General features: G+C 39.0%; 20 protein-coding genes. 15 read left to right on the top strand and 5 right to left on the bottom strand.

Annotated elements, in window-relative coordinates; genetic code table 11:
* Positions 1–226 (bottom strand): helix-turn-helix domain-containing protein (locus BUC25_RS05470; RefSeq protein WP_139251766.1); only part of this gene is annotated, 226 nt, incomplete at its 3' end.
* A 202-nt stretch (positions 227–428) separates the two neighbouring features.
* Here BUC25_RS05470 and BUC25_RS05465 point away from each other — a divergent pair.
* From BUC25_RS05465 to erm, 13 genes are all read left to right on the top strand, one after another.
* The gene (locus tag BUC25_RS05465; RefSeq protein ID WP_073200358.1) at positions 429–623 is read left to right on the top strand and encodes a hypothetical protein; all 195 of its coding nucleotides are present in this window, start codon (positions 429–431) and stop codon (positions 621–623) included.
* A 168-nt stretch (positions 624–791) separates the two neighbouring features.
* Entirely contained in the window at positions 792–1,277 is a 486-nt protein-coding gene (locus BUC25_RS05460) for an SRPBCC family protein (RefSeq protein WP_073200357.1), read from the top strand.
* Positions 1,278–1,691: 414 nt separating this feature from the next.
* The gene (locus BUC25_RS05455) at positions 1,692–2,126 is read left to right on the top strand and encodes a YciI family protein (RefSeq protein WP_073200356.1); all 435 of its coding nucleotides are present in this window, start codon (positions 1,692–1,694) and stop codon (positions 2,124–2,126) included.
* The gene (locus BUC25_RS05450) at positions 2,126–3,394 is read left to right on the top strand and encodes an RNA polymerase sigma factor (protein WP_073200354.1); all 1,269 of its coding nucleotides are present in this window, start codon (positions 2,126–2,128) and stop codon (positions 3,392–3,394) included. The genes BUC25_RS05455 and BUC25_RS05450 overlap by 1 nt, the downstream gene beginning before the upstream one ends.
* Before the next feature lie 111 nt (positions 3,395–3,505).
* The gene (locus tag BUC25_RS05445; protein ID WP_073200352.1) at positions 3,506–3,928 is read left to right on the top strand and encodes a YciI family protein; all 423 of its coding nucleotides are present in this window, start codon (positions 3,506–3,508) and stop codon (positions 3,926–3,928) included.
* Positions 3,929–4,241: 313 nt separating this feature from the next.
* Positions 4,242–4,805, top strand: a complete 564-nt coding sequence (locus BUC25_RS05440) for a dihydrofolate reductase family protein (protein WP_073200350.1) — start codon at positions 4,242–4,244, stop codon at positions 4,803–4,805.
* A 460-nt stretch (positions 4,806–5,265) separates the two neighbouring features.
* Positions 5,266–5,610, top strand: coding sequence for an ArsR/SmtB family transcription factor (locus BUC25_RS05435; protein ID WP_073200348.1), 345 nt, complete (start codon positions 5,266–5,268; stop codon positions 5,608–5,610).
* A gap of 34 nt (positions 5,611–5,644) precedes the next feature.
* Positions 5,645–6,148 carry an SRPBCC family protein gene (locus BUC25_RS05430; RefSeq protein WP_073200346.1) on the top strand — a complete coding sequence of 168 codons (504 nt, stop codon included), beginning with the start codon at positions 5,645–5,647 and terminating at the stop codon, positions 6,146–6,148.
* Positions 6,145–6,600 carry a hypothetical protein gene (locus BUC25_RS05425; RefSeq protein WP_073200344.1) on the top strand — a complete coding sequence of 152 codons (456 nt, stop codon included), beginning with the start codon at positions 6,145–6,147 and terminating at the stop codon, positions 6,598–6,600. Before BUC25_RS05430 ends, BUC25_RS05425 begins: the two co-directional genes overlap by 4 nt.
* A gap of 94 nt (positions 6,601–6,694) precedes the next feature.
* Entirely contained in the window at positions 6,695–7,588 is an 894-nt protein-coding gene (locus BUC25_RS05420; protein ID WP_073200343.1) for a VOC family protein, read from the top strand.
* A 115-nt stretch (positions 7,589–7,703) separates the two neighbouring features.
* Complete coding sequence (locus BUC25_RS19835; protein WP_084543372.1) at positions 7,704–7,922, top strand: DUF899 family protein; 219 nt, start codon at positions 7,704–7,706, stop codon at positions 7,920–7,922.
* 307 nt (positions 7,923–8,229) lie between these two features.
* The gene (locus BUC25_RS19830) at positions 8,230–8,274 is read left to right on the top strand and encodes an erythromycin resistance leader peptide (RefSeq protein WP_139251780.1); all 45 of its coding nucleotides are present in this window, start codon (positions 8,230–8,232) and stop codon (positions 8,272–8,274) included.
* Positions 8,275–8,567: 293 nt separating this feature from the next.
* Positions 8,568–9,428 (top strand): 23S ribosomal RNA methyltransferase Erm, encoded by an 861-nt coding sequence (erm, locus tag BUC25_RS05410; protein WP_073200341.1) that lies wholly within the window; start codon positions 8,568–8,570, stop codon positions 9,426–9,428.
* Between the two features lie 129 nt (positions 9,429–9,557).
* Here erm and BUC25_RS19680 read toward each other — a convergent pair whose 3' ends face one another.
* Complete coding sequence (locus BUC25_RS19680; RefSeq protein ID WP_280174039.1) at positions 9,558–9,692, bottom strand: hypothetical protein; 135 nt, start codon at positions 9,690–9,692, stop codon at positions 9,558–9,560.
* A 433-nt stretch (positions 9,693–10,125) separates the two neighbouring features.
* On the opposite strand from BUC25_RS19680, the gene BUC25_RS05405 reads away from it, so the two are divergent.
* Positions 10,126–10,710: a Crp/Fnr family transcriptional regulator gene (locus BUC25_RS05405; protein WP_073200340.1), complete on the top strand. Its 585-nt coding sequence runs from the start codon at positions 10,126–10,128 to the stop codon at positions 10,708–10,710.
* Here the strand turns inward: BUC25_RS05405 and BUC25_RS05400 are convergent.
* The gene (locus tag BUC25_RS05400; protein ID WP_073200339.1) at positions 10,707–11,411 is read right to left on the bottom strand and encodes a DUF4386 domain-containing protein; all 705 of its coding nucleotides are present in this window, start codon (positions 11,409–11,411) and stop codon (positions 10,707–10,709) included. The genes BUC25_RS05405 and BUC25_RS05400 overlap by 4 nt on opposite strands.
* 145 nt (positions 11,412–11,556) lie before the next feature.
* On the opposite strand from BUC25_RS05400, the gene BUC25_RS05395 reads away from it, so the two are divergent.
* The gene (locus BUC25_RS05395) at positions 11,557–12,525 is read left to right on the top strand and encodes an NAD(P)-dependent alcohol dehydrogenase (RefSeq protein WP_073200338.1); all 969 of its coding nucleotides are present in this window, start codon (positions 11,557–11,559) and stop codon (positions 12,523–12,525) included.
* A gap of 60 nt (positions 12,526–12,585) precedes the next feature.
* Here BUC25_RS05395 and BUC25_RS05390 read toward each other — a convergent pair whose 3' ends face one another.
* Positions 12,586–13,188, bottom strand: a complete 603-nt coding sequence (locus BUC25_RS05390) for a DUF421 domain-containing protein (RefSeq protein ID WP_073200336.1) — start codon at positions 13,186–13,188, stop codon at positions 12,586–12,588.
* Positions 13,189–13,295: 107 nt separating this feature from the next.
* Positions 13,296–14,603 carry a chloride channel protein gene (locus tag BUC25_RS05385; protein WP_073200334.1) on the bottom strand — a complete coding sequence of 436 codons (1,308 nt, stop codon included), beginning with the start codon at positions 14,601–14,603 and terminating at the stop codon, positions 13,296–13,298.
* Between the last annotated feature and the right edge of the window lie 506 nt (positions 14,604–15,109).

The following is a 15,109-nucleotide window of genomic DNA, read 5'->3' as shown; positions in this document are numbered from 1 at the left end:
CTGTGGACCATTTTCCGACACGGCCGCAATTTAACCGACGTTCGTTATATTTCTCTTGAGCATATTCAGATTTATAGGATGCTTTTTGTGAATTACGCTTTAACTCTCTTGAAATGGTAGACGGCGAACGCTGAAGTTTTTCAGCGATGGTACGAATAGGTTTACCTTGTTCATATAGCGTTTCTATACGTGCTCGTTCAAATGTGGTAAGATGACTGTAGCTCATAACAGACCTCCGTGTATGTGTTTGTGTGGTTACTTACATTTTACACGAAGTCGTTATGGGCTGTTTTATTTTAGCCACATTTTTAGGTGTTGCACTTAATATTACAATTCGTCTTATAAAAAAACGCAATAAAAAAGAAATTCGGAATCAAGGTACATGTTATACTTTTGACAATATGAAAAACATATGAAGGAGGATTTTTATGAGTTCCCATAAGGTGATCATAGCAGGATGGTTTATCGTTGATCCAGCACGAATTAACAATTTCGAGTTTTGGCAATCCGAAGAAGATTTGCAAGCGTTTCGTGCTGTAGCAAATCCCCCAAAAGAAATTACTCCAATGCTACGTGTAGAAATGCAAAAACATGAAATTAATAAATCCGGACTGCCATTTTAGGTAAGTCTTAGAATAGCGATACATCTTCCTCAAAAGGAGGTTCACTTATCCAAAACTGTGGACCTTATTACAACCACTCTGTATATCACTCAATGAATGGAAGCTTTTAACTAGTAAAATCAAAATTATCAAGCTGTGAATGTAGAATTTAAAGGGAGGTTAGAAGTTATGAATGATAAATCGAATAAACCAAGAATTGATTCTGCTTCGAGAGTTATTAAAGCGTCACCTCAAACGATCTATAAAGCGTTCGTGGACCCGAATGCCCTCGTTTCGTGGCTTCCTCCGAAGGATATGAAAGGTCATATATACGAGTTCGATGCTCGGGATGGTGGAGCTTATCGAATGTCATTAACTTATGTTGATACGGATCATTCACTACAAGGAAAAACATCAGAAAACACTGATATAATCAAGGGGAAATTCTTGGAGTTTGTCCCAAATAAGAGGGTCGTACAGTTAATAGAATTCGAGTCCGAAGATCCAGTTTATTCTGGTGAGATGATCATGACGTGGACTTTAACAGCTGTTCCCAAAGGCACCAAGGTTTCTATTGATTGCAAGAACGTACCCGAAGGAATACAAAAAGCTGATCACAAAGTTGGTTTGTCGTCTACCCTAGAGAATCTTGCAGACTACGCTGAACGAATCTAATAAGGAAGTAATCAATCAATTAGAGAATTGACCAATCTATAACAATTTGACACTTTATCGAGGAAAAACGACATTGGTTTCTATTGAGCCATAATGAATAAACATTGCTCTCACAACGTCTTAGGTTGAGGACTGGAAGATAAAAGACTTTCTTTTCCTTCAGTCTTTTTTCTGTTAGTGAAAAACAGTATAAATGCTCGTCATTTTCAAAAAATTGCATGCCAAAAAATGTTGGAAGTTATATGAAAATATAGTAATTCTCCAGTTGAAGAAATTATTAGGGAAATGGATGAAAATTTTGTAACCGCTGTCGATTTAGTCGCGATTAGTTCGTCGTATAAATAGAAGCGGAATTACCCACATGGTTTTAAATCGGTATACGAAGCTTCACAAAAATAAAGGAGGTAAACACAAATGAAATTTATGATGATTGTCAAGGCTACAACTGATTCAGAAGCGGGAGTTATACCACCCCAGGAACTTATTGATGCTATGCAAAAATATAACGAGGAATTGGTAAAGGCCGGTGTGTTATTGGCAGCTGATGGCCTGCAACCTACCTCAAGCGGAATCCGCATTTCCTATCCGGAGCCCGGAGAAAAACCTAAGGTAACAGATGGCCCTTTTACTGAGTCAAAAGAATTGATCGCAGGATATACGCTAATTGAAGTGAGATCAAGGGAAGAAGCCGTTGAATGGGCCCTCCGTATGCCGGATCCCCACGGATATGGACAAGGGGAAATTGAACTCAGACAGGTGTACGATGTGGAGGATTTTATCGATAACCCTGAAACACTGGAAAAAGAAGTAACACTTCGTAAACAAGTTGCAGAGCAAAAAAAGGCGTGATGACGTTGACCCAAACCCATCGAACCATTGAAGCAATATGGCGAATGGAATCGGCAAAGCTAATTGGAAGTTTAACCCGTATGCTAAGAGACGTGGGTGTTGCAGAGGACCTTGCTCAGGATGCTTTGGTAATTGCCTTAGAAAAATGGCAGGAGATCGGTATTCCAGACAATCCTGGTGCTTGGTTGATGACAACGGTTAAGCGGCGTGCGATTGACCTTATGCGCAGGAAAAAGTTGCGAGATCAAAAGCATGTGGAGATTGCCCGCGAAATGGATTTAAATCATGAGGAAGATATAGATCAGACTTTAGACGGGGAAATCGGTGACGATCTCCTTCGTCTGGTCTTTATGACTTGCCATCCAGTGCTATCACAAGATGCCAAAGTTGCCCTCACACTTCGACTGTTATGTGGACTTACTACAGCTGAAATCGCACGTTCTTTCCTCGTTGCTGAATCGACGATTGCCCAGAGGGTGGTTCGGGCCAAAAGAACCCTTAGGGTTGAGAAGGTTCCTTTTGAGGTACCTCCTAAAGGGAGACAACGAAAAGAACGTCTATCTGCAGTACTTGAGGTGATTTACCTGATGTTCAATGAAGGGTATTCAGCAACCTCTGGGGACCAGTATATTCGACCACTGCTATGCCAGGAGGCACTAAGACTCGGACGCGTACTTTCCGAGATCACACCACATGAATCAGAAGTTCACGGACTGGTTGCTTTAATGGAGATTCAATCCTCGCGTCTTAAAACTCGTGTTAGTGCTACGGGTGAACCTGTACTTCTGATGGACCAAAATCGGGCAAAGTGGGATAGACTGCTGATCCGTCGTGGATTAGCGGCACTTAAACGAAGCCAGACGCTTGGAAGTACACTTGGTCCATACGCCTTGCAGGCTGCGATTTCTGCTTGTCATGCGGAAGCTCCTACTGCAGCCGATACCAATTGGATCCGTATCGCGGCCCTTTACGAAGCTCTGTCCAGGGCAACTCCATCGCCGATCATCGAACTAAACCGAGCGGTTGCCATATCAATGGCTTTTGGACCCGCTTATGGACTACAGATCGTCGATGAGTTGAGTGCAGAACCTTCCCTAAAAGGATACCATTTACTCCCTAGTGTTCGGGGCGATCTCCTGTTCAAGCTAGGGCGGTGCGAAGAAGCCCGTAAAGAATTTGAACGTGCAGCATCAATGACCCGTAATGACCGTGAGAAGGAGCTTTTACTGAATCGGATAAATGAATGTGAGTACCGAGGTACGAATTAATGTTTTTCAACCTTGTCGATTATAGAGTTCCTTGTTCGTCGTTATAGTAGGGAAGGGTTAGGAAAATTGAGCGGGTGAAAAGGTCATCTTCCCACAAGGAGGAAAATAATAATGAGATTCTTGTTGATTGTTAAGGCAACAGAGTTTACAGAAGCAGGTATAAGGTATGGTAGAAAATATACCGATGCAGTAAATGCGTATAAGAAAACATTAGCTAGAGCAGGAGTGTTGCTTGCTGCAGAAGAACTTCATTCTAGCTCCAGCGGAATCAGGATCTTATATCCATCACATGGTGGAGATCCTGAGATAACGGCAGGACCTTTTCTTGTAAGTCAAGAGCTGATTGCTGGATATACTCTGATTGATGTAAATTCAGAGGATGAGGCAACAAAATGGGCGCTACAGATGCCTTTTCCAAAAGGGTTCGGAGCATTTGAAATTGAGATGCGGAAGCTAAAAGAAGAAACAGAATCTGTACAAGACCCTATAACACGAGCTATGGAAGCCGAATTAGAAGACCAAACCAACATCTGAAAAAATATAACTTTCTTAATTCAATGTTAATTTTTTAAAAGGCTGAAGATAAATGTTCAATAAAAGGATGAACTTTTTAAATAAGTGCCTTCGTCCAAAAATGGACAAGTTTATTAAGTAGCATAATTTTAACGATAAAGATATTAAAATAGCAAACTAGTAGCAAGGGGATATAAGTAATCAAGACATTATGAGTATATACAATTTTTAAAAACAAATAGAAAGGATGTATGGAAATGGAAACGTTAAAGCTATACACCATCTCGGAGAATGCAAGAAATTGTTTAGTTGAATACAAAGGAGGCAACTGCATATGAGAAAAGTAGTTCTAAGAATGAATGTATCTCTTGATGGATTTGTCGCGCCAACTAGTGGAGCGCATGACTGGGTCTTTCGCAGTTTTGATGATGAGTTGGAAATGCATACTGTCGAACAGCTATGGCAAGTGGGTACGCACATCATGGGAGGAGTGACCTATCATGACATGGCAGAGCATTGGCCATCTTCGAACAGTAAATTAGCTCCTGCTATGAACGAAATCCCAAAAGTCATTTTCTCAAATACACTGAAGGAAACCAATTGGAATAATTCACAGGTGGTACACGGTGATATTGCAGAAGAGATTTACCGCTTGAAACAACAACCTGGCAAGGAAATCATGGCACATGGAGGTGTGAGGTTCGCACAATCTCTGTCTCGCCTAGATCTTATCGATGAATATCGATTGATTATTAATCCTATTGCATTTGGAAGTGGGTTACCATTATTCAAAGACTTACCAGATGCACACCTCTTAAAGCATCTAAGTACAAAGGTATTTAAAAAAGGAGCCGTCCTTCATACTTATCAACCAATAAGGAGCGTGGAAAATCAATAAAAGAGAAAGTTTGCCTTCAACTCGAGATAGCCTAAGCACTTAAGAAAATGGTTAATGCCCGAGTTGGAGAGCTTACTTTAACTATTGGGCATTGAATTAGGCTCATTGCAGTTACTTTTTGAATAGATAAGACTTTTCAGAGATTCAGATTTAAAGAGTATAACTCCCCTATATATAATTTTTCTTTCAACATATCCCCGTATTCATTGAAAAACCCAGTATATGATGTCTTTCGCGAGCAGAGGGGTAAGAGCTCTGATCTCTGAAATATTTAACAATCACTTCTATTATTGATAGCTCTATTTTGCTGACTTACTAATCTCTCTTAACTAGCCTTAGTTTACAATCTCTTTAGTATTTTCCTTCAAAAGAATTTTCCTTATTTGGAAATTTCCCTTGAAGGAAAATATAAGATGTGGTATATTATCTTCAGATAGTAAAGAAAGGAGGGGAGGTATGCATGAACGCCGCAACTTTCAGTGCTTTGGCTGAACCCAATAGAATGAACATTATTGAATTGCTACGAGACTTTGGAGCTCTAACTGTTGGGGAAATTTCCAATAAGCTAGACTTACGAATGCCCCAGTCTTCCAAACATCTTCACGTTTTGGCTAAAGTAGGACTTGTTAGCGTGAAGGCTGATGCGAACAGACGGATCTATTCCATTCGGCAAGAATCGTTTGTAGAGATGGACAAATGGTTAGAATCATTTATCCGAGATAAAGAAGAACAGTTTGATAGATTTGAAAATCTTTTAATGAAAAAACAAGCTATTGAAAAGAGCGACCACGACGAGCCAAGATGATGTTTCTCAAATTTAAAGTAGAGGAGTAGATAAAATGTCAAAAACTCGAATTATAGCTGAAAAAGGAACGCATGATGTTGTCATCTCTCGAATCTTTAATGCACCTAGGGAACTCGTCTTTAATACTTATACGGAACCAACTACAGTCCCTGAATGGTGGGGTCCTAAAAGATATAAGACAACAGTGGATCAAATGGACGTGAAAAAAGGTGGCATTTGGCGATTTATTCATCAGGACGTTGAAGGGAACGAATATGCATTCAATGGCGTCTATCATGAGGTCAAGTCACCTGAAAGGCTGATCAATACCTTTGAGGTTGAAGGATTTCCAGATTTTGTCGGGCTTGTCACAATTAACTTTGAAGAAATGCCTGATGGCAAGACGAAGTTCACCGAAACTACAGTTTATCAAACAGTAGAAGGTAGGGATGGGATGATAAAAGCAGGTATGTCTGAAGGAGCAATGGAACTTTTGGATCGACTAGAAAGATTGTTGGATAATCTTCAGCTTGATAGAAAAGGCGGAAATCATTCATGAAACCACCTGTACGTGAAAATGCAATGAACCGACTAGACATTTTCGAAGGGGAATGGGAACTGGAATTGATTCACCCGGATTTTCAATCCATTTTAGGACACACGTCGTTTACTTGGATGGATGGCAATCAGTTCATGATTCAGAGTGCGAATGTAAATCAATCTGAATTTCCAAGCAGTATGATTGTTTATGACTACGATTCAAACACAGACACCTATATACAGCATTATTTTGACTCGCGAGGTGTTGCTCGTTTATATAAAATGAGTATTAAACAGAGGAATTGGGAACTATGGAGGAATTCATCTGATTTTTCAACGTTGGATTTGTCTCAACGATTTTGGGGTGAATTCAACGCCTCCTACGATACAATTCAAAGTACGTGGGAGAAATCATTTGATGGTGAAAAGTGGGAACATGATTTTAAGATCATATATAGAAAGTTGAAATAGATAAAAGCATAGGAAATGTAACTGCCAAAAGTGAGCACTTCAATTTCTTAAAGTGAAAACTACTGAAAAAATTATTTTCCAAGGAGGAATAACGATGACGACAAATCAAAATATCGTTCCGCATTTATGGTATGACAAGGAGGCGAAGGAAGCGGCAGAGTTTTATGCTTCCATTTTCCCTGATTCCAGAATTACGAGTATAACTCCACTTGACGACACACCATCTGGCGACTCTCATTTAGTCTCTTTTGAGTTATGGGGACAAAAGTTCTTGTCCATTAATGCAGGACCTATTTTCAAATTTAATCCTTCAGTGTCTTTCATGGTGAACTTTGACCCAAAGAGCGATAAAGAAGCGATTGAAAAAATAAACATGGTTTGGAGTAAGTTGTCAGAAGGTGGCACAGTATTAACGCCGCTTGACAAGTATTCCTTTAGTGATAAGTATGGCTGGATTCAGGATAAGTATGGTTTGTCATGGCAGCTAATTTTAAAGAATACTGAAGATGAAGAGCGACCTACAATCATGCCTTCGCTTATGTTTGGCGGTGATCAATACAACAAAGCCGAAGAAGCGCTCCAATATTATTTATCCGTATTCAATAACGCAAAGAAGGGATCAATCGCCCGTTCTGACAAAGAAGGAGCTGTAATGTTTTCTGATTTTATGCTTGAAAATCAATGGTTAACCGCTATGGACAGCGCGGAAAATTATGAATTTCGTTTTAGCGAGGCAATCTCATTGACGGTATATTGTGATACACAAGAAGAGATCGATCACTACTGGAACAAGCTATCCGCAGTTCCTGAATCCGAGCAGTGTGGCTGGTTGAAAGATAAGTACGGAATGAATTGGCAGATTGTACCGAGAGAAAAGGAAACAATGATGACGAGTGGCACACCAGAGCAAGTTGCACGCGTTACACAAGCAACATTAAAAATGAAGAAACTTGATCTTGCCGAGTTACAGGAAGCTTACAAGGGTTAATGAATACTGTTCGCTGATTGCAAGCATGGAAGCGTGGAATTGGTCGAACAAATGTAAAAGGAGTCAAGAGAAGTACTTTAATAAAACTATATTTATTGATTAAAGAGGATTTCAAATTAAATGGCAGCGATTTCAACTGCGACTTTGGGGGCCTCATGAAGCCGAGCGGGGTGGTGTGAGTGTATTCCTCTGGTGTCTCCACACTTATCCCACAACGGACCGAGAGACCGACATTCTTTTCGGGATATACAACTGGCTTGACATGACGCCGTTCGGGCGACAGGAGGAGGGTATGGCCGCAAATCCCTCGTTACGTGTGGTTGCGCCTTCATGACGAGTACGATCACTCAAAAACTCGGACTGCCGTTGTCATTCGTGAGAGGGCGACTCGTAAGAGTTTCATATTTCACTAGTGCCCTCGTTTTATGATTTGCGACGTGCGAAACCGTCTTAAGTAAGCTTAAGACGGTTTCATTTTCGGATTATAGTGTGGTGTGGAAAAACAAGATTATTTATTAATTACCATATCGTCATAAAATGGTTTATCATGCGGAAAAAAAGCATTTGATTTTTAGATTGACATATTTTAGGGGGAAGTATACAATGAAGATGTATTTTACATTTAGGAGGATTATTAAAAAATGACGCATTATATGAGACTTCGTTTCCCAACTTTGAACCAGTAATTAAATACGTTCAAAGGCTCTGTTTTGTGCTTACAGAGTAAACGGGATATGTCTGTCCTTTTTTAATAATCTTCATTTCATATAAAAATATATGCAATGTTTAGAAAGGCGGATTGTTCTGCCTTTCTTTATTTTTGTATAATTTAACCTTTCTTTGTTTACACCAAAGACCGGTTTATTTGCTGACGACTCCTAACAGCTCCCTTATTAAATAAGGATGGGTCTCTTTCCCTTTACACTCAAATCACAAGCAGAGGCTTGTGATTTTTTTATTTTTGAAAGGAAGATGAAACATGACCCAAAAGAAAATTAAGAGAATGAGAAAAAATAGTCGTAGGAAGCTACCAAACTTTTCCGGACAACATTTGATGCATAATAAGAGACAGATTCATGAGATTGTAGGTCATGCAAAAATTAGCCTAGATGATTTAGTTCTAGACTTAGGCGCCGGGAAAGGCGCTCTAACATCGGTTATGAGTAAAAAAGCAAAAAAAGTCATTGCTGTGGAATATGATGGTAAGTTTGTAAATATTTTAGAACAAAAATTTATTCATAATCCAAACGTTAAGGTTGTTCATCAAGATATTTTGAAAATTCACCTGCCTAAGGAACCATTTATTGTTGTTTCTAATATCCCATATTCCATTACAACACCAATAATGAAAATGCTTCTAAATAGACCTACAAGCAATTTTCAAAGGGGAATTATTGTTATGGAAAAGGGTGCAGCGAAAAGATTCACATCGAATTTTGTGAAAGATTCATATGTGATTGCCTGGAGAATGTGGTTTGATATCCGGTATGTTAAAGGGATTTCAAGAAAGAATTTCACTCCTATGCCAAGTGTGGATTCCGCTATGATTACTATAAATAGAAAGGTTAAACCGATGGTAGCCTTTAAGGATTATAGAAACTTTTGTGGATTAGCCGATTATGTTCTTAAAAATCCCCAATTGTCTATTGATTCAGCGCTGAGAGGTGTATTTACACCACCACAAATTAAGCAATTAAAAAGAAATCTTCGAATAAAGAATGCGATTTCAGTTGCGACTTTAACTGAACAGCAATGGTGCTTCATATTTGAAACAATGGTGAAGCACGTTCCAAAATTCAGATGGCCCAAGATAAATAAAGCAAAATCAAACCATTTTTGAAGGCTTAAACAATAAAAATAATGAGTAGATTTATTTACTCTTAGATGATCCCATCATCACCGTAGCCTAATTCCAGTCTTACCTTGACGAGGAATTAGGCTATATTTTCGTTCCTTAATAACGGTTTGATTACATTTGACTTAATGCACAGATCGCTCCGGCCGGATATTCAATTACCGCAAAACTGCCGCACCCTGACCCACTTGGTTCACGCAATACTTTTCCACCATGTTCAGATCGCTCACCTGGAAATAGACCATCCATATAGGAGGCAATCCTTCATTGCTACCAGATTGGTGGCAAATACCGGCGACAGGTGTACCATCCTTCGAAATCATTCTTTGACGGTTAAGTCGGCGGAAGCAATTTTTCCTTCGAGTTCCATGTCATCCATCCCCCTCTTTGATTGATTTCCTTTTTATTATATCGTAATGAGATACACTAGATTTCTCCTGGATTCCGGTAATATGAAAAACCTGTTCAAAGTATTTTTTCATTAATAAACTTGAAATCAAGATCAACGGACCAATACTTAGCCTGGGCCGCATCTTAAGATCAATACTTTCCCTTATATGTATGTTTTGGTCAAAATTCACATTTTTACAATAATATGATTTAATAGACTCATATATTGGGCAGCATCAAGTGCTGTTTTGGCGTAGAAAAATCAATATTCCAATAGATTGGAGGAATGAAAGTGAATGAAATATTAAAGAAATATATGTCTCAATTTACCTCGCTAGAAGAAGCAGAACAGCAAGCAATTATTGATAGCTTAGATATTGCTGAGGTGAAGAAGGGAACAGACCTGCTCAGACAGGGTGATACTCCCACCAAATGTTATTTTGTTTTGCAGGGATGTATAAGACAATATTCACTGGACGAAATGGGAAAAGAAACGACATCCAATTTCTACACAGAAGAACAGGCTATTTCCCTGTTCAATCATGATAAAGAGGCAACCTTTTCTGCCTACACCTTCACAAGTGTAGAAGATTCCATTCTGGTAATTGGTGATTTAGATGAGGAAGAAGAAATGTATGACAAGCACAATCAGTTAGAGACGATGACAAGAAAAATGATGGAGGAAGCATTTGGTCAAGCTCAAGATAATTTTGCAACCTTCATCTCTTTGTCACCAGAGGAACGCTATCAATCCGTTTTAGTGAAGCGACCTACATTAATTCATCGGGTGCCCCAACATCAGTTGGCAAGTTATCTAGGCATGACACCCGAATCGTTAAGTAGAATTAAAAAGCGTGTCGATCATCGTACTAGTTAGGCCCTGATTAAGACTTTCCCTCCTTTGAATAATAACCATAATCCGAATCCTAATTCTCCAGCGATCATAGGCAGAATAAATATAAATTCTAGAATGGAAAGGATACTATCCAAATCTGGAAAAAAGGTTATACACAGCTGGATAACGATATAACCTAGAGATGCAATGAGTAATAAAATACTAATAATTTTTGGTATGACAGACGATTGAAATGCAATGTAACCAACGATTAATAAATGAAAGCCAAAAATAATCAAACCAAAATTCCACACGGCATCAAAAGTCTGTAAATAGAACATGGTGTGGAGTGATGTTTGCTCAGTACCTATTAAGCCTTCCTTACTTGTTAAAAGTTGCACCATTAATAAATGCAGGATAGCAATGGCTAATATAGCCGTATAAATTAACCGAAACCATCCACCAAGTAAGGAAAGGGATTTATTAATGGGTCTTAGTACAATATAAAATCCCCAGGAAACTACAATATCTGTAATAAGAATAACCAGCCAACAAGCAATCCCAGCTTTAAAAAGGAGTTGGGAATTTGCGATAAGTTGATAGGTTGAATTAGGATCCCCTTGTACAATAAGTCTTTCATTCACAAGTCCCGTAGAAAAAAAAGCAGCAATAGCCATTATTAGTAAAGATAGTCCAGTGATAAGTGTCACTAACCGTTGGTTCTTAAAGTCATTCGTAACCATTTTTTATATCCTCCTTCATTTTACTCGTTTTTTGTATTTTAATTGTTTAAAAAGAATCCCGCATTGACTTAAGTCAATGAGCATTCATAAAAATAATGATAAAACAAAGAAAACACAATTTTTATGTGTGGGGGGATGATAAAATATGAAAGCAATTGTTTATAAGAAGTATGGCACAGCTGATGTTCTGAACTTGAGAGAGGTGGATAAGCCGATCACTGGAGATCATCTGGTGCTAGTTAGAATTCATGCTGCATCGCTGAATTATGGGAATCTGTTAATGATAAAGGGAAAACCGTTGGTGGCTCGACTATCATATGGTTTATTAAAACCAAAACATGTCATACCAGGCGGTGATATTGCGGGGGAGGTGGAAGCGGTAGGTAAGGATGTGACACAATTTCGTGCAGGTGATAAGGTATTTGGAGATTTAGCTAATTTTGGTTGGGGCGGCTTTGCCGAATATGTATCTGTTTCTGAACATGCATTATCGATAAAACCTGGCAATCTATCCTATGAAGAAGCGGCTGCTATACCCACAGCTGCAGTAACAGCTTTACAGGCCTTACGAGATAAGGGTAATATTCAAGCTGGCCAAAAGGTGCTGATTTATGGGGCATCTGGCGGGGTAGGATCCTTCGCTGTCCAGATTGCCAAATCATTTGGAGCAGAGGTAACAGGGGTTTGCAGTACAAGAAACACAGACATGTTACGAAAACTTGGAGCAGACCATGTGATGGATTATACGAAGGAGAGCTTTCACTCCAATAAACAAAAATATGATCTGATTCTTGCCGTAAATGGTTACCAGCCGCTTTTCAGATACCTACATGCTTTAAGTCGAAAAGGTACCTTTGTTCACGTCGGAGGATCAGGAGTACAGATGATACAGGCCATGATGCTTGGACCGATTATTTCCAGGATCGCCACCAAGAAAGTGAAAAGCCACGTCCAACAACAGAGTCAATCAGATCTAATTTTCTTAAAAGACCTTGCAGAAGCAGGGGAGATAGATCTCTTTATTGATAAACATTTTACATTAGCTGAAGTCCCGGAAGCCTTCCATCATTATGAACAAGGCCATGCTCAAGGGAAAATAGTGATCAAGATTTAACATCGCTGCCACCCTTTTTTTCCTTGCCAATTAAACTGCAATCTAACCGGTGAGGTATGGTTAATCCAAATTCTCTTTAGGTTTTACCTTATGCTCTCTATTTTTTACTTCAGTAAATAGGTTATCTGAACGATCTGTATCAATTTGAGGTAATGAATTAGACGAATTGGATGTGATTAGCGATTTCAACATCTCTATATCCTCTTTGGTAGCGTATTGTTTCTCCGACTTTAACATATATCCTAATTGACCGTTCGGTTCGATGGTAGCCCATTTTAAATCGGTAAAATGCTGGATGTTTTGTTGTCTCAGACGTACTTCCAGCATATCAACCGTTAACCGGAGCTTCCTCAAATTTTTCTCATTAATTTGGCCGTTTTCGACTACTATCAGCGATTTTCCATAAATGAGTGTCTCAAGCATATTCGATTTGATCACGATATATTCAATAAAAAGAAGTGTACTGACCATTAGAAAGGTAATCACCATTGTGATCCAAATGTTCCTGTCACCAACAGGTTGAATAATTAAAGAACCAACTGCTATCATCATAACTGTCTGCGCAACCGTAAGCTGGGAGATTGATTTTCTTCCAGCTAACCGCAAAATCAAGACACCACCTATTACAACGACAATAGCTTTCCATATGAAATGAAAATCCATATACATCCCCTCTTTTCCATAATTGCTAAAATATAGGCTCAACCCTTTGTCTATTGTGAAGTATACCGTTTACTTTATTCTTCAAACGTCATCATCCACTGATCAATTTATTGCTTTCGCTTTTTCCTGGTTTCCACGTTTTCGATCGTATCTCCATTAACGAGCTGATACAATCTGCTTTTAGGCTCATATATTTGTTGAGATGGCCATAGTCCATGATGCCCGGAGAACAGATAGCTGACTAAACAAGCAACAAAAAAATACTCCAATCCCTTTCCGTCAAATATCTCCATAGCTAAGAGGAAAGCGGCTATAGGAGTATTCGCTCCCCCGCAAAAAACAGCGATTAATCCTAATGCAGCAAGGAATGACAAAGGTAAATCAATGAATGTGTGTAAGGCATTCCCTAATGTTGCCCCAATAAAAAATAAAGGAATTGCTTCCCCGCCAAAAAAGCCACTGCCAAGAGTTATCGCAGTAAATACCAGCTTGGCCAGAAAAGCGAATGGTGGAACATCTTCTGTAAATGATTGCTCCAGCATCTGTAATCCCCGGCCATTATAGTCCTGTGAACCAACCATCCATGTTAATAAGACAATGAGGATACCTCCCACAAAAGCTCTTTTCATATGATTCTTTTTAAAAATGTTTTCAGACACTTTTTCTATTCCATGTCTCAACTGACAATATAAAACACTTATGAGGCTAAAAAGGACCGATAGAAGTATAATAATTATAAAGGTGATGATAGATTTTTCAGGCAAGGTTTGAATGATAAATTCTTCATGTTTATGTCCCCATGCAGCTGTAGTGATATAGTGACCAACAAAGCTTGCCATGAGACATGGCACAAATGCCTCCAATTTCAGTTTTCCTAAAGCAGCCATTTCCATGCCAAAAACCGCACCAGTTATCGGTGCACCAAAGGCTGAACCAAAACCGGCACTTATACCGCTCATCATTAAAATTTTCTTATCGAGATTATTCACCTTGAAAAATCGGTTGACCGCTGAAGCCACACTCCCTCCCATTTGAACAGCAGCACCTTCTCTTCCGGTGGAACCGCCAAATAGAACAGTAATAAATGTGGCGAGATAGACAACAGGACCCATTCTCAGTGGTACCTCTTTTTTTCCGTGCACAGAGTCTATAACAAGGTTATTAGATTTAGCCATGTCGTTATTTGTATGATTCAAATACACCTTTCCATAGTTCATATATATATAACCTATTAATAATCCTCCAAAGGGAAGAAGGATAATAAGCCAGTCTCTTTTTGCTCGTATATCATCCCCTAGATAATCGTTTATTTCTAAAAGTAAAGTGGTGGTTGAACCTACGACTATACCAATGATGCCTCCAAAGATAATCCAGGAAAACAACACTGAAAAAAAGTTTTTATACTTCAATAGCATCCATACATTCGCCTCTTTTCTTTCTCTCGAAGTAAGTTAAGTTTATTGTTGCCTGTTATTTTTAAATTATTTAGGTGAATAGCAATAGCTAATAGGAAAGCCGCTAGATATCCAATACTGCTTATTATCTCATGTGAAGTTCCCGGCATATTCTTTCTACCTATTCGAAGCCAAGTTACAGCTTTTTGAAAGTTCATGTTTAGGAAGGGGTGATGAAAGGAATTAACGTTAATATCTTTTATAGTTGGAGAACTCGTTCTATGACTTATCTACAGGAGGCACATGATGAGATTTGCAGGTATAGGCTGGCTTAGTTATGTTAGCTGCTTTATGCTGTGGCATTAACGGGGGAATTTCCGCTATATTAATGGGATCGGAAAGCCGCAAACCACCTTAACGAGCGCTTTACTTGCATTTTGTCTCATCCTTTTTCTTTTATTAGGGATCATAGGGGCTGGAATTCCATTTGTAATTTATGTAGATGGAATTCGCAGAACTGCACCCTC

It is taken from the genome of Gracilibacillus kekensis, assembly GCF_900143085.1.
Taxonomy (GTDB): Bacteria; Bacillota; Bacilli; order Bacillales; family Amphibacillaceae; genus Gracilibacillus; species Gracilibacillus kekensis.
The sequence above is the reverse complement of the archived record's forward strand: the minus strand, read 5'-3'. Positions and strand labels throughout refer to the sequence as shown.

Excerpts from the sequence above, each read along its gene's own strand:
- BUC25_RS05465 (WP_073200358.1), top strand. The coding sequence starts at position 429 with ATGAGTTCCCATAAGGTGATCATAGCAGGATGGTTTATCGTTGATCCA.
- BUC25_RS05460 (WP_073200357.1), top strand. The coding sequence starts at position 792 with ATGAATGATAAATCGAATAAACCAAGAATTGATTCTGCTTCGAGAGTT.
- BUC25_RS05455 (WP_073200356.1), top strand. The coding sequence starts at position 1,692 with ATGAAATTTATGATGATTGTCAAGGCTACAACTGATTCAGAAGCGGGA.
- BUC25_RS05450 (WP_073200354.1), top strand. The coding sequence starts at position 2,126 with ATGACGTTGACCCAAACCCATCGAACCATTGAAGCAATATGGCGAATG.
- BUC25_RS05445 (WP_073200352.1), top strand. The coding sequence starts at position 3,506 with ATGAGATTCTTGTTGATTGTTAAGGCAACAGAGTTTACAGAAGCAGGT.
- BUC25_RS05440 (WP_073200350.1), top strand. The coding sequence starts at position 4,242 with ATGAGAAAAGTAGTTCTAAGAATGAATGTATCTCTTGATGGATTTGTC.
- BUC25_RS05435 (WP_073200348.1), top strand. The coding sequence starts at position 5,266 with ATGAACGCCGCAACTTTCAGTGCTTTGGCTGAACCCAATAGAATGAAC.
- BUC25_RS05430 (WP_073200346.1), top strand. The coding sequence starts at position 5,645 with ATGTCAAAAACTCGAATTATAGCTGAAAAAGGAACGCATGATGTTGTC.
- BUC25_RS05425 (WP_073200344.1), top strand. The coding sequence starts at position 6,145 with ATGAAACCACCTGTACGTGAAAATGCAATGAACCGACTAGACATTTTC.
- BUC25_RS05420 (WP_073200343.1), top strand. The coding sequence starts at position 6,695 with ATGACGACAAATCAAAATATCGTTCCGCATTTATGGTATGACAAGGAG.
- erm (WP_073200341.1), top strand. The coding sequence starts at position 8,568 with ATGACCCAAAAGAAAATTAAGAGAATGAGAAAAAATAGTCGTAGGAAG.
- BUC25_RS19680 (WP_280174039.1), bottom strand. The coding sequence starts at position 9,692 with ATGGATGGTCTATTTCCAGGTGAGCGATCTGAACATGGTGGAAAAGTA.
- BUC25_RS05400 (WP_073200339.1), bottom strand. The coding sequence starts at position 11,411 with ATGGTTACGAATGACTTTAAGAACCAACGGTTAGTGACACTTATCACT.
- BUC25_RS05395 (WP_073200338.1), top strand. The coding sequence starts at position 11,557 with ATGAAAGCAATTGTTTATAAGAAGTATGGCACAGCTGATGTTCTGAAC.
- BUC25_RS05390 (WP_073200336.1), bottom strand. The coding sequence starts at position 13,188 with ATGGATTTTCATTTCATATGGAAAGCTATTGTCGTTGTAATAGGTGGT.
- BUC25_RS05385 (WP_073200334.1), bottom strand. The coding sequence starts at position 14,603 with ATGCTATTGAAGTATAAAAACTTTTTTTCAGTGTTGTTTTCCTGGATT.